Source organism: Rhizobium rosettiformans W3 (assembly GCF_004912135.1).
In the GTDB taxonomy this organism is placed as follows: domain Bacteria; phylum Pseudomonadota; class Alphaproteobacteria; order Rhizobiales; family Rhizobiaceae; genus Allorhizobium; species Allorhizobium rosettiformans.
Genome location: NZ_STGU01000006.1, coordinates 197,801 through 210,738, shown reverse-complemented (window position 1 = coordinate 210,738; position 12,938 = coordinate 197,801). Strand labels below are relative to the sequence as shown.

Here is a 12,938-nt window from a genome sequence, read left to right as displayed (position 1 = left end):
AGCTGTTTCGCGGCTGTCGCATTTCTCTGCTAGCGCCTCTTGTGTGGGGGCTTCGACCATCCATATCGATGAGGGGCGTTCTGTCCTGTGCGCTGCGGTACTTTCCCGCGCCCGGAAACGCGCTATGGTGGCATCACACGAATCCGGCGCGCCGCCGGAGTGGCGACAGGGAGAGAACATGGCGACTTTGCAATCCTTCGACAGCGAGATCGAGAAAACGCGCAAGATCGTCTCCGAAATGCGCGGCAAGATCGAACAGTCCGGCGTGGTTCTGGATACGCTCGCCAAGAGCGATTCCAAGCTGACGGGGCAGGACTTCGACATCGAGAACGCGCGGATCGAAGACGTCCTGAAGCAGCAGAAGGTGATGGAATCGAACATCGCCGACCTGATCATCGGGCTCGAAGACGCAACCAATGTGTTCGGCGCCGAGTTCGAAAGCATGAAGAGCTTTTCCGGCATGGAAAAGTTCGTCGGCATCTTCTCCAAGCAGAAGGCGCAGCGCATGCGCACCGAGCGCGTGCGCAACATGTCGCTTGCCGGCAATCTGCAGGAGCTGCTCGCGAAGTCCGACAGCATCGTCGGCATCCTGAAGGAGCAGAAGACGGTTCTCGAAGAGCGTTACAAGACCTCCGAGGCGAGCCTCGTGCAGGTCATCGAGCGCCGCAAGCAGACGATTGCCAATCTCGAAGAGACCCAGAAGAAGATCGAGACGCTGAACCCGGCGCTGCTCGACATCGAAAACAAGATTGCAGCTTCCACCGACACCTCGGAGCGCACGGCGCTGGAAGCCGAGCGTTCGAAGCTTGCGACCGACTACAATCAGGCCCAGGCGCGCGAACAGGAGCTGCTCGCCGAGAGCCAGACGCTGGAACGCTACACCTCGATGTTCCAGACCTTCGTCGACAGCCTGAACAACCAGATCGCCGCGCAGAACACGCTGATCAACAAGCTGACGATCGACACCGAACAGCGCATCGTTCTCTACAAGGCGCTCGAGGACTCGTTGAAGACCGCCGCCCAGCAGGATGTGGCGCACCGGATCAACACGCTCGGCAGCCAGGTCGATACGGCGGCGGAGGAAACCATGGCCGGCATCGGTGCGGCCGCCCAGCGGCATATCGGCGATCTGCTGGAGCTGCACGAGAAGAACATGCTCTCGACGCAGGATATCCAGCGCCGCAAGAAGCTCGCCGACGAGGCTTTCGCCCGGCGCTTCCAGGCGGTTCTCGACAAGCATGACGCTGCCAACTACGTGAAGCCCTGATCATGCTGGAAATGTGGGCGCGGCGATTTAGCCGCGTGCCGCTTCCCGGATGGACAGACTGTTTGAGCGGGGGAGGGGCATGAACGTCGTCGATCGCAACAGTGCTGTGTCGCACTACTTTGCTACCATGGCTGCGGCACTGGCCGGTCTCGAACAGTTCTTCGGGCAGACCGATCGCCGCTTTGGCGAGAAGGGCCCGCCGACGCTGCATATGCTGCCCTATCTGGACCGGCTGCGGAATTCCTTCACATCCTGGCAGAACCGGATCGGCTTCACGGGCCAGTTCAAGATCGCCCAGGCGGAAAGCGGCTTTCCGATCTTTCAGAACGTGCTGGAACTCGAAAACGACCGGGCGGGGGCGCAGACGCGGCTCTCGACCATTCCAGCGGTTGACAAGCTGCGGGAAGAGATAGTCGATTTCATCCTGCGGCAGAAGGAGTTTCCGGCAGCCCTGCAGCAACAGATCGCCGAACGGCTTTATCTCGAACAGGTCGGCGCTGGCGAGATCTTCTCGCCCTTCGTCCTGCCGACCACCGTTGCCGTAACGGTCAACCCGCAGTCGCGCCGTCCGTCATATCTCGTGAGCTGGGCCGCCTTCGACGGCGTCAGCACGCTGCCGATGATCTATCTGGCGACGGTCGAGGATTCCTCTGAAAACGTCACGAAGATCCTCGTGACCGAGGACGGCAGGCTGAACGAGGAAGTCGAGATCCCGCTGCCGGTCGGCGGTCTGCTCAATCCGGAGCTTGCCCGCAGCTTCGATGATTTCTGCGCGAAGAATTCCGCCTATTCTCTGACGCCGGCAACGATCGCGACCAATATGGACCGCGATTTCCCGAATCTTCATCCGAAATCGGTGCGGCGCGTCGTGCTCGGCCCGCTCTACTCGACGGGGCTCACCGAGAATTCCGGCCGGGTCACCGAGATCCTCGATCGGGTGCGCAAGCCGGAAAATGCCTGGGTTATGACCTGGACGGTGCAGGAGGTCTTCTCCAAGCGCGAGCAGCCGGCGGTGAAAGGCTTCTTCTCCTCGACCCCGGCCTCCCAGGAATTCCATATCGAGACGCATGATCTGGAAGCGGCGCGCATGGGTGTTTCGACGTACGAGAAACACGCGCTGGTGCCGCATGACGCCTATCAGGCCCTCTACGCGGCCAACGAGGTCAAGGCGATCTTCGGCAATTTCAAGGTGCATGTGATTTCAGGACATCAGATTGTGAGTGAGGTCTAAGCATGAGCGAATTGACGGCGGGACTGACCACACTTCGCGAAGACGATATCGCCAAACATCTCGCGGTCGCCCAGGGGCTGGTGACGCGGGTCGTGGTGCTTGACCAAGGCGAGGGCACCTCGGGTGCGCCGATTGCCGGCACGGGACGGCGCTTCGTCTCGACGGTTTCGACAGCTTCGGTTCGCCGCACGCGCGAGATCGAGCTTGCCAAGACCATCCAGTCGACCGGCACGGCCGATCCGCTGCTGACACCGGCCCAGCACACCGTGCTCTACCGTGTCCGGCGTGGCGCGCAGGTAGCGCTTGCCATAGCGGACGTCTTTGCCCGGCAGAGCGAACTTGAGCCGCTGCAGGCGCGCAACATCTCGGCACCCCTTCAGGGCGAGGAGGCCGCCCGCTTCAAGGCCTTGCTTGCCTCCCAGGCCTATGTCGCGGCCTTTGCCTTTGCTGCCTACCTCAAGTCCACCGTGGCGGGAGAGGGCGAGCAGCTCGACGGTATCCGTGAGCCCGACTTCCTGTTCGATACGGCCCAGGATGCCTTGAAGAGCATGGTCGCCGGTATTGATACCGCCGTGCAGGGTGCCGGCGACGATGCGACGCTGATCGGGCGTGTGCGTGGTCTCGCCGATCTCGCGCTCGACGGGCTTCTCGCCCGCAAGGCACGTTTCGAACATCTCGGCATCTTCGAAAACGCCCATATCCGCGTCGATCAGGACGATTTCACACTCGATGGTTTCGATGGCGTGCCGGGCGCCAAGTCGAAGCCGCTCACGATGACCTTCAAGAAGCCGGAAGAGATCATCGGCAACCACATCGCCAAGTACCAGGCGCTGAAGCTCGCCAAGATGCTGATGGCCTATGATTTCGACCGGCAGATGAACCCCTTCGTCGAGCTCGGCGGCTTCCTCTTCACCTTCATCGGCGATGGCATGCCGGGCACGGGCAAGACGATCCTGATCCAGATGCTGGCGGGTCTCCTGAACGACTACTGCAAGATGGCGGGCTACGCGTTCCATTACGAGAATTTCGGCGTCGACCAGATCTCGTCCTATCAGGGCAAGTCGGGCCAGAACTGCAAAGCCTTCGTCAACAACGTGCTCAACCCGCGCGTCATCGGCTTCGGCACGATCGACGATATCGACCAGGTCACCGCCAAGCGCTCCGACGACCGGGCCTCGGCCGGCCAGCACGAGGTGACCGCCGTCTTGATGGAGAGTTTCGCCGGCGCCTCGACCGTGGTGCGGGGCAATGCCACCTTCGGCATGTTCTCCAACTACCCTGAGAATGTTGACGATGCGCTGCGCCAGCGCGCCGGTGCCCGCTGGCTGGTCGACGGGCCGCAGACGCGCGAGGACTATATCGACATCTTCTCGCTGCTCGTCGGCAAGAACCATCAGATCCCGCTCGGCGACCACCAGCTGTTTGCCGGCCAGGAGATCCAGAAGGCCGTCAGCCGCTCCTATGGCGAGCATGACCGACCCAAGGAAGATGGGCTCGTGGCCGTCTGGGAACGCTTCGAGAAGAGTGAGGGTAAAATCGAGACGCTCGCCGATGTCGGCGCCTATCTGCATGCGATCAAGCTCGCCGAACCGCGCTTCACCGGCCGCGCCATCAAGAACATCACCGATGCGATCAAGATGCGGGCGATGGATGTCGAGCTGCCCGACGCCTGGTTCGAAAGCCCCGAGGCTTTCGTCCACAAGAGCTATGACGAGAAGAAGGCGATGATTTCGGAACTGCGCGGTCCGGTGACGATGGAGATGATCTGCCAAGAGATCAATCGCTACGCTGACAGCGAATTCCGCTATGCCGACAAGTCTGATGATGCAGCGGTCAGCGAGATCATTCGAAGGGAGCGGCAGCGCGAGCGCGCAATCGGTGAGATCGAGAAGATGAAGGGGGAGGGGATGTGGTGAATTCGCTATCAGCGAATTTTCTTGTCTGTTCAGGTGTCGAGGGCTAGGATGTGCGGGAGGTCGTGTATAGCAAACATGCGATCCGGACACTTAACCGGATGCCGGCCAACGAGGCTCGGCGCATCCGGTCGAAGGTCCTTCAATATGCCGAGGATCCGGCATCCTTGGCTAACAATGTCAAGAAGTTGAAAGGACAGCCGTTACCACCGTCTCCGAATTGGCGATTGGCGCGTGATCTTCGGGGAAGATGGAACCGTCGTTGATGTGATACGCGTGGCAGCACGCGGAGAAGCCTATGAGGGAGAGCTCTGATGACGATTGCATCATCATTCACGACGCCAAACGGCGAAGAGATGATCGTTCTGAGCCGCAAGGACTATGAGACGCTGATCCAGCGCATCGAGGATCTGGAAGACAGCCTCTCGATTGCGGATTTCGAGCGCAAGCTTGCTGCCGGCGAGGAGGAACTGGTCCCTGCCGAATATGTCAACCGGATGAGCGAAGGTGAAAGCCCGATCCGCGTGTGGCGCGATTTTCGGGGCATGTCGGCCAAGGATCTTGCCGCTGCTGCCGGGATCAGCACTGCCTTCTTGTCAGAAATCGAGACTGGCAAGAAGGACGGTAGCATTGCCACGCTGAAAGCCATTGCCGACGCCCTCAAGATCGACCTCGACGACCTCTATTGGCGCCAAGAGGACAGGAAGGTCGCAGACAACGCATGAACCGCCTCCTCCAAGCCGAGCTCATCTATGGCCGTCTCCTGCCCATCCGTGAGCCGCATCTGATTGCCCGCTACAACAAGGCGCTCGTCGCCTTCGGCCTGCCCGAAACGAAGCTTGCCGCCTTCGACATCGACATCACCGGCTTTTCGCCGCAGGTGGCGGAGGAAATTGGGGACCCTGATTATCTCGACCCGCTGAAGGTCAACAGGCGCTTCATCATCCTGACGCCGGAGCAGGACAGCCTGCCGGTGGTGCATACGAGCTTCTCCAACACCGCCGGCCTAATGCACGAGTTCTTCGCCGCCAATGCGCGGGCGATCCACGCGATCACGCTGAAGGACACGCTCTATGGCGAGATCGAGGACAGTGTCTCCGAGGTCAAGACGCTCGAGGATCTGCTGTCCATCAACGAGGTGAAGTTCAAGGTCTTGTCGGCAGAGGACCTGCTCGGCAAGGCAGGGCAGTTGCGCCAGCTCTGCGACGCGCTGGTGACGAGCCCGGATGCCTGGCGCGACAACGCCATGCTGGAGCAGATGGTGGCGCTCGCCAAGGAGACCGGCGACATCCGCCAAAACACCCTGGTGCCTGATAAACTCGTCTTCCGCCATGATGCCTTCTGGGCCGATCACTTCGGCGGTGTCTTCGTCTTCGTCGACGAGAAGATCACAACGGTCATCTGTGATCCGCAGGCGCCGGGCTTCCGGCGGTCGCGGCCCTGGCAGGTCAGCTACATCTCGATCGAGGACAGGGCACAGGTCGGCGATTTCCTCGCGCGCACCGGCCGGCTGGAATTGCCGCGGGCGAGCTGGGTGGAAAGCTCGGGCCTTTTCGCCCATCGGCTGGAAATGGCGCTGCTCTCGGTTGCCGCCACGCTTGATCCGGTGCCCGATCTCACCCGCATCGACGCCGTATGGATGCAGACCTTCCTGCATCGCCACGCCAAGGCGATCAACGAGCGGGGTGTCTATCCGCTGCTGCAGGAGGCGCTGCGGACGCTGTCGCGCACGGGCAATCTGCGCATGGCCGATATCGATCCGAAGCTCAGGCTCTGGCTGGTGCGCGCCGAGCCCCGCCATCCCGACCAGTGGCTGACGAACCGGCTCATTTCGCATCTGACGCCGGAGGACTTCGTCTCGCGTTTCGTCTTTGACAAGCAGGGCTTCTACCGCGCCTATGACCGCTACCCAGAAGCCTATCGTGATTATGTTGTATCCCGCCTGTCCGACACTTATCTGAAAGACAAGGCTGCCTTTCGCAAACGCCTCTACGGACTAGGAGATGACCATGCTTGACCCGATCATCGCGTTTTTCCAGCGCGTCTTTGCCGCGATCGGTCGCGGCATCGGCATGGTGGTCGCGTGGCTGCTCTGGCCGTTCCTTGCCGCCCATGGCTGGTATCGCGAGCGCAGCTGGATCATCCGCGGCCCGATCCTCGCCATCCTCGTCCTGCTCGTGATCTTCTACGGCCAGTTCATCTATCGGACCCAGCTCTGGCATGGCTTCGATCCCGCCTTCGTCCAGGCCTACAAGTTCGATGAGCGCACGGTCCCGGCCGGCAATCCGCTGCCCGGCGAGGCCAATCGCTGCCAGGATTCCGCCGTCGTCGCGATCAGCGCGGCGCTGACGGACCAGAATGTCAACCAGAACGCCTGGGTCTCATCGACCCTTCTCTACAAGCTCGGGCTTTTCGGTCTCGATTGGGACAACACGCCCTTCATGGACAACAAGGCCTCGTTCCAGCGCGGCGTGAACCAGGTCGTGCGCCGGACCGCCATCCAGCTCGCCGACAATCTCGGCCGCGTCCGCGGAACGTCCGGCATCAACAATGACCTGCAGAATGCGCGCGGCAATATCCAGTTCGACGAAAGCACCTGGTATTTCGGCACCGATCCCTTCGGCTTCAAGACGCCGACACCGAGCTACTACCGCGCCGCGGTCGAAAGCTGGAACAAGTTCAATACCTCTCTCGTCAGCTGCGACGCCGTCTTCGATACGCGCTCCGACAACCTGCTGCAGGTCCTCGACGGCATGGCGAGCGATCTCGGCAACACGTCTGACATCCTTCGCCGCCGCTCGGAGGAATTCAATGCCGGCTGGTTCGACACCCGTGCCGATGACCGATTCTGGTTCGCCTATGGCCAGCTCTATGCGCAGTATGCCCTGCTGCAGGCAACCCGTGCAGACTTCAGCGGCGTTATCCGCGAGCGCAACCTGACGACCATCTGGACGGAGATGGAGCGTCAGCTGCAGGCCGCGCTCAGAATCCAGCCGGCGATCATTTCGAACGGCAGCGAGGATGGCTGGATCATGCCGACGCATCTCGCCACCATGGGCTTCTACATCCTGCGTGTGCGCTCCAACATGGTGGAGATCCAGTCGATCCTTGATCGCTGACATCCGGGCAATCGCATTATCGGGAGGCGGTTCGCGGTTGTGCGGGCCGCCTTTTTGCGCACTGATACCTCAGCGCATCTCTGCTTGTTCATACTCCCGAGATGTCGTATGGTCGGAAATGAGGTACGTACCTCAGATTCGTTGTGCAAGGGAGGGCCAGACGATGAGCAGTGTTGGAGTGAAGCCGGAATTCATGGTGCAGGACGTGGCCGCATTGCGGCGCCTCTATGAGCCGGTACATGCGCTTGCGGTAACGAAGCAGCGCCAGACGCTCGGCCCCCATGCCGAAACCTTCATCCGGCGGTCGCCGTTTCTGTGTATCGGGACGCAGGGGGCGGAGGGCAGGGCCGATGTCAGCCCGCGGGGCGATGCGCAGGGTTTCGTGCAGATCCTCGATGCCGGCACTCTGGCGATCCCCGACCGACCCGGCAACAACCGGCTCGATACGCTCGAGAATATCATGGCCAATCCGGTGGTCGGCCTGCTGTTCATGATCCCGGGTTACGACGAGACCCTGCGCGTCAACGGTCGTGCAAGGCTCAGCACGCAGCCGGACCTCCTCGAGAGCATGGCCGTGGACGGCCGACGCCCGAGGCTCGCAATCGTCGTGGAGATCGATGAGGTCTTCCTGCATTGTGCGAAGGCATTCCGCCGCTCGCATCTCTGGGATCCCGCCCATCGGCAGGACAGGAGCGAGATGCCGTCTCTGGTCAAGATGATCCTTGACGATACGACCGGCGCGCCCTCTGATCAGGCCGTGATGAGGAAGATGGACGACGATCTCGAGACCGCCTATCGCCAGACACTCTACTGAGTGTCGAAGCCTTAGCTGATGATCTTCATCCGGATGGCCTTGGCGACCAGCTGGGTGCGGTTGACGCAGTCCAGCTTGCGGATCGCATTGGTCATGTAGGCGTTCACCGTGTGATCGGAGAGCGAGAGGATCTGGCCGATCTCCAGCGATGTCTTGCCTTGTGCTGTCCAGCGGACGACTTCCAGTTCGCGGGCCGAGAGCACGTTGGTGTTGCTGGCCGTCCGACGCAGCCGGTCGAAGACGTCGAAAGCCTGGATGCTCAACATGGACAGTTCGTTGATTTCCGGCATGGCAAGCGGTCCGCGGTCGCCGTCGTAGCGAACGACATAGCGGCTGCCGTCGACGGAGTGCACGGAGAAGATGATGCCGGTGATCAGCCGGAATCTCAGCATCAGGGCGACAAATTCCGGCGGGCAGTCGAAGGTCGGGTCCCTGCCGTCAGGGCCGATCGTCCATTGATTGTGCATGATCGACCGGCTGACATGCGGCACGGTCGGGCAATGTTTCAAAAATTCCAGGCGGTCAAATTCGCGGCAATATTCCAGCGGCAAAGTCGTCTCCCGAACAAGGGGAGCGACCAGTCTGTCATGCGAAGTCGGGGCCGCGGCGAGGCTCACATAGTCCAGGCCGTATTCACGCGTCGCCCGTGACCAGCAATCCATCAACTCGGCGCGGTTCTGACAGCCCCCGATGTCCTGGCTCAAGAGCGTCTGGCGTTCTGACAACATTTTATCAATTTCGAAAGTTGACAATCATTCTGAAGTTTATGATCAATATATCAGTCCGGTCGAAAAGCTAGCAGTTTTTCAGGGGTTGTCACTATTAATATGACTAATGTCTGACCGCTGGCGATCAAAATGGCATTCGCCTGTTAGCGTGACCTTCATACGGGCAAGGCCGACCCTGCCTTCACCTCTTCCATGACCGCGTAGGTGTGTGTTTCCCTGACGCCGGGCAGAGGCAGAATCACCTCCGACAGGAATTGCCGGTAGGCTTCCATGCCGGCCACGCGCGCCTTGACGAGATAGTCGAACCCGCCTGCGACCATATGACATTCCATGACGTCGTCCGATCGTTTTACGGCCGCTGCAAAGGTGTCGAAGACATCCGCCGTCGTCCGGTCGAGTTTTACCTCGATGAAGACCAGCAGGTTGCGTCCGAGCTTCTGCGGTGACAGCATCGCCATGTAGCCGGTGATGTAGCCTTCACGCGTCAAGCGACGTACCCGCTCCGCCGTCGCGGTCGGCGACAGATTGACCCGTTCGGCAAGTTCGATGTTGGTCAATCGACCCTCCGCCTGCAGCGCGCGGAGGATCTTTCGATCGAGACGATCCAGTTCTTTGCTCATTCTCTACCTTTCGTCACTTTTGTAGAGAATATCGCAGATATGTGGCTTAAGAATAGTGGGAAACGCGGCAAATCCGCAGATATGTATGCGATACCACGGAGGTGATCATGATCAAGCCAGCCACGACCGATTTCCCGCGTTTCGAAGCCCCCTATGCGGGCGATGACGACCAGCTCATCCGCCATTTCGCTTCGCGCCTTTCCCTGTCGGAAAGCCAGAACGGGGCCATCGACCGGCGCGCCACGACCTATATCGAGGCGATCCGCAGCAATTCCGGTTCGGTCGGCGGCGTCGAAGACTTCCTGCGCGAATATGGTCTGTCGACCCGCGAAGGTCTGGCGCTGATGGTGCTCGCCGAAGCGCTCTTGCGCGTGCCGGATGCACTTACCCAGGACCGCCTGATCGAGGACAAGCTGAAAGAGGGCGGCTGGAGCGAACACGAGGCGCATGGCGAGAGCTGGTTCGTCTCGGCGTCAGCCTGGGCGCTCGGCCTCTCGGCCCGTGTCATCCGTCCGGGCGAAACGCCCGAAGGTGTCATGCGCGGTCTCGTCAAGCGGCTGGGCCTGCCGACCGTCCGCTCCGCCACCAAACAGGCCATGCGTTTCCTCGGCCATCACTTCGTGCTCGGCGAAACCATCAAGGACGCGCTCTCGCGTGCGGCCAAGAGCGAGGAGCGCGGCTATCGCCATTCCTTCGACATGCTGGGCGAGGGCGCCCGCACGGCCGAGGATGCCAAGCGCTACTTCCAGTCCTATGCGAGCGCCATCGAGGCGATCGGCGCCTTCATGGCCAAGCATGGCAAGAGCCAGCAGCTGCCGAACCGCATGGGCATTTCGGTCAAGCTCTCGGCGCTCCATCCGCGTTATCTCGCGACCCATCGTGACCGCGTTATGCGCGAACTGGTGCCGGATCTCCTGAAGCTCGCCCAGATGGCCAAGGCCCATCAGCTGAACTTCACCGTCGATGCCGAAGAGGCCGATCGTCTCGAGCTCTCGCTCGACGTGATCGCTGCCGTCTTTGCCGATTCGTCGCTGGCTGGCTGGGACGGTTTTGGCCTTGCCATCCAGGCCTATCAGAAGCGCGCGCCGCAGGTGATCGACTATATCGACAACCTCTGCCAGCAGTATGGCCGCCGGATGATGGTGCGTCTCGTCAAGGGCGCTTACTGGGACACCGAAGTGAAGCGCGCCCAGGAGCGCGGGCTCGACGACTACCCGGTCTGGACCCGCAAGCCGGCAACCGACCTTTCCTATCTGCATTGCGCGGCCAAACTCATGGAAAAGCGCGCTCGCATCTTCCCGCAGTTTGCCACCCACAATGCGCTCACCGTCTCGACGATCATCGAGCTTGCCGGTGCCGATCGCTCCGGCTTTGAATTCCAGCGCCTGCATGGCATGGGCGAGGCGCTCTACGACACGCTGCTCTCGGGCAATGACCGCATCGCCTGCCGCATCTATGCGCCCGTCGGCGGCTATCGCGACCTGCTCGCCTATCTCGTTCGCCGCCTGCTCGAAAACGGCGCGAACTCCTCCTTCGTCGCCGTTGCCGGCGACAAGAATATCCCGGTCAAGGCGCTGCTTGAGCGCCCCTCCGAAAAGCTCGGCATCGGCAATGGCCAGAGCGCCCGCCACAGCCAGATTCCAATGCCGCTTGGCCTCTATGGCGACCGGAAAAACAGCGCCGGCTTCGAATTCGGCCATCGCGACAATCTGGAGCGGCTGATGGTGCGCATTTCGCAGTCGCTCGGCGAGATCGCCGCCCGTCCGCTGGTGCCGGGTGCAACGGGTGCGACGAGTGACGAGGCCGTGCTGTCGCCGGCGGACCGCGCCCACAAGGTCGGCACCGTGCGCAACGCAACCCCGGCGGATGTCGACCGCGCCTTTGCTGCGGGACGCCAGGGCTTTGCCCGCTGGTCGCGCGTCTCCGTTGAGGAGCGTGCGGTAACGCTGGAGAAGCTCGCAGACCTTCTGGAAGCCGATCGTGACCGTCTCCTGACCCTGCTCGCGCTCGAAGCCGGCAAGACGCTAGATGACGGCGTTGCCGAAATCCGCGAGGCCGTCGATTTCTGCCGCTACTATGCCGTTCAGGCGCGCAAGCAGTTCGGCGAGGCCGAGGTCATGCCCGGCCCGACCGGCGAGCTCAACCGCTTGTCCTGGCGTGGGCGCGGTGTCTTTGCCTGTATCTCTCCCTGGAATTTCCCGCTGGCGATCTTCCTCGGCCAGGTCTCGGCCGCCCTGGTTGCCGGCAATGCCGTCATAGCCAAGCCGGCACCCCAGACGCCGCTGATCGCCTTCGAAGCAGTCAAACTCTTCCACAAGGCCGGCGTGCCGGAAGACGTGTTGATGCTGCTGCCGGGCGCCGGCGACGTTGGTGCGGCGATCGCCGCCCATCCGCAGCTTGCCGGCATCGCGTTTACCGGCTCCACCGCGACGGCCCAGGCGATCAACCGCACGCTTGCCGCCAAGAACGGCCCGATCGTGCCGCTGATTGCCGAGACCGGCGGCATGAATGCCATGATCGTCGATGCGACCGCGCTTGCCGAACAGGTGGCCGACGATGTCGTCATGTCCGCCTTCCGCTCGGCCGGCCAGCGCTGCTCGGCGCTCCGCATTCTTTATCTGCAGGAGGACATCGCCGACGGCATGCTGGAGATGATCGAGGGGGCGGCCCGCGAGCTGAACCTCGGCAATCCGCTCGAGATCACCACCGATATCGGCCCCGTCATCGACGAGAAGCAGAGGGCGATGCTGGAGGGCCATGTCGCCGAGATGAAGCGGACCCAGAAGCTGCGTTATGCCGGTCAGGTGCCCGCGACCGGCAACTTCTTTGCTCCGCATATCATCGAGCTCGACCGTCCCGAGGCGCTGACCAAGGAGATCTTCGGTCCCGTGCTGCATGTCGTGCGCTGGAAGGCGAAGTCGCTGCACCAGGTGATCAACTCGATCGCCGCCACCGGCTACGGGTTGACGCTTGGCGTGCACAGCCGCATCGAGGCGACGATCCGCACCGTCACCGAAGCGCTCGACACCGGGAACATCTACGTCAACCGCAACATGATCGGTGCTGTTGTCGGCACCCAGCCCTTCGGTGGCTCCGGCATGTCCGGCACCGGCTTCAAGGCGGGCGGCCCGGCTTACCTCAGCCGCTTTGCACTGGAGCAGGTGATCTCGGTCAACACGGCCGCCGCCGGCGGCAATGCCAGCCTGATTGCGATCGGGGAAGGGTGAGCACCCACCTCCCCCTTGA

10 protein-coding genes are annotated in these 12,938 nt (G+C 61.8%); 8 read left to right on the top strand and 2 right to left on the bottom strand.

The annotated features are described in order from the left end of the window. Positions 1-178: 178 nt before the first annotated feature. The 7 genes from FAA86_RS13125 to FAA86_RS13090 all read left to right on the top strand — a co-directional run bounded on the left by FAA86_RS13125 (position 179) and on the right by FAA86_RS13090 (position 8,344). Positions 179-1,267 carry a coiled-coil domain-containing protein gene (locus tag FAA86_RS13125; protein WP_113458642.1) on the top strand — a complete coding sequence of 363 codons (1,089 nt, stop codon included), beginning with the start codon at positions 179-181 and terminating at the stop codon, positions 1,265-1,267. 79 nt (positions 1,268-1,346) lie between these two features. Beyond that, positions 1,347-2,498 carry a hypothetical protein gene (locus tag FAA86_RS13120; protein WP_136541221.1) on the top strand — a complete coding sequence of 384 codons (1,152 nt, stop codon included), beginning with the start codon at positions 1,347-1,349 and terminating at the stop codon, positions 2,496-2,498. A 2-nt stretch (positions 2,499-2,500) separates the two neighbouring features. Then, positions 2,501-4,414: an AAA family ATPase gene (locus FAA86_RS13115; protein WP_136541219.1), complete on the top strand. Its 1,914-nt coding sequence runs from the start codon at positions 2,501-2,503 to the stop codon at positions 4,412-4,414. Between the two features lie 311 nt (positions 4,415-4,725). Next, complete coding sequence (locus FAA86_RS13105) at positions 4,726-5,136, top strand: helix-turn-helix domain-containing protein (protein WP_136541217.1); 411 nt, start codon at positions 4,726-4,728, stop codon at positions 5,134-5,136. Next, positions 5,133-6,428: a DUF6638 family protein gene (locus tag FAA86_RS13100; protein ID WP_136541215.1), complete on the top strand. Its 1,296-nt coding sequence runs from the start codon at positions 5,133-5,135 to the stop codon at positions 6,426-6,428. Before FAA86_RS13105 ends, FAA86_RS13100 begins: the two co-directional genes overlap by 4 nt. Continuing rightward, positions 6,421-7,530: a DUF2333 family protein gene (locus tag FAA86_RS13095; RefSeq protein WP_136541213.1), complete on the top strand. Its 1,110-nt coding sequence runs from the start codon at positions 6,421-6,423 to the stop codon at positions 7,528-7,530. Before FAA86_RS13100 ends, FAA86_RS13095 begins: the two co-directional genes overlap by 8 nt. Positions 7,531-7,693: 163 nt before the next feature. Then, positions 7,694-8,344, top strand: a complete 651-nt coding sequence (locus FAA86_RS13090) for a pyridoxamine 5'-phosphate oxidase family protein (protein ID WP_136541211.1) — start codon at positions 7,694-7,696, stop codon at positions 8,342-8,344. 11 nt (positions 8,345-8,355) lie between these two features. On the opposite strand, the gene FAA86_RS13085 is transcribed toward FAA86_RS13090, so the two are convergent. Further along, the gene (locus tag FAA86_RS13085; protein ID WP_246035066.1) at positions 8,356-9,072 is read right to left on the bottom strand and encodes a helix-turn-helix transcriptional regulator; all 717 of its coding nucleotides are present in this window, start codon (positions 9,070-9,072) and stop codon (positions 8,356-8,358) included. A gap of 155 nt (positions 9,073-9,227) precedes the next feature. Next, positions 9,228-9,692, bottom strand: a complete 465-nt coding sequence (locus FAA86_RS13080) for an Lrp/AsnC ligand binding domain-containing protein (protein WP_113458635.1) — start codon at positions 9,690-9,692, stop codon at positions 9,228-9,230. Between the two features lie 107 nt (positions 9,693-9,799). Here FAA86_RS13080 and putA point away from each other — a divergent pair, with 107 nt between their 5' ends. Then, positions 9,800-12,919, top strand: a complete 3,120-nt coding sequence (gene putA, locus FAA86_RS13075) for a bifunctional proline dehydrogenase/L-glutamate gamma-semialdehyde dehydrogenase PutA (protein WP_136541209.1) — start codon at positions 9,800-9,802, stop codon at positions 12,917-12,919. Positions 12,920-12,938: the final 19 nt, after the last annotated feature.

Excerpts from the sequence above, each read along its gene's own strand:
- FAA86_RS13100 (WP_136541215.1), top strand. The coding sequence starts at position 5,133 with ATGAACCGCCTCCTCCAAGCCGAGCTCATCTATGGCCGTCTCCTGCCC.
- FAA86_RS13105 (WP_136541217.1), top strand. The coding sequence starts at position 4,726 with ATGACGATTGCATCATCATTCACGACGCCAAACGGCGAAGAGATGATC.
- FAA86_RS13120 (WP_136541221.1), top strand. The coding sequence starts at position 1,347 with ATGAACGTCGTCGATCGCAACAGTGCTGTGTCGCACTACTTTGCTACC.
- FAA86_RS13090 (WP_136541211.1), top strand. The coding sequence starts at position 7,694 with ATGAGCAGTGTTGGAGTGAAGCCGGAATTCATGGTGCAGGACGTGGCC.
- FAA86_RS13115 (WP_136541219.1), top strand. The coding sequence starts at position 2,501 with ATGAGCGAATTGACGGCGGGACTGACCACACTTCGCGAAGACGATATC.
- FAA86_RS13095 (WP_136541213.1), top strand. The coding sequence starts at position 6,421 with ATGCTTGACCCGATCATCGCGTTTTTCCAGCGCGTCTTTGCCGCGATC.
- FAA86_RS13080 (WP_113458635.1), bottom strand. The coding sequence starts at position 9,692 with ATGAGCAAAGAACTGGATCGTCTCGATCGAAAGATCCTCCGCGCGCTG.
- FAA86_RS13085 (WP_246035066.1), bottom strand. The coding sequence starts at position 9,072 with ATGTTGTCAGAACGCCAGACGCTCTTGAGCCAGGACATCGGGGGCTGT.
- putA (WP_136541209.1), top strand. The coding sequence starts at position 9,800 with ATGATCAAGCCAGCCACGACCGATTTCCCGCGTTTCGAAGCCCCCTAT.
- FAA86_RS13125 (WP_113458642.1), top strand. The coding sequence starts at position 179 with ATGGCGACTTTGCAATCCTTCGACAGCGAGATCGAGAAAACGCGCAAG.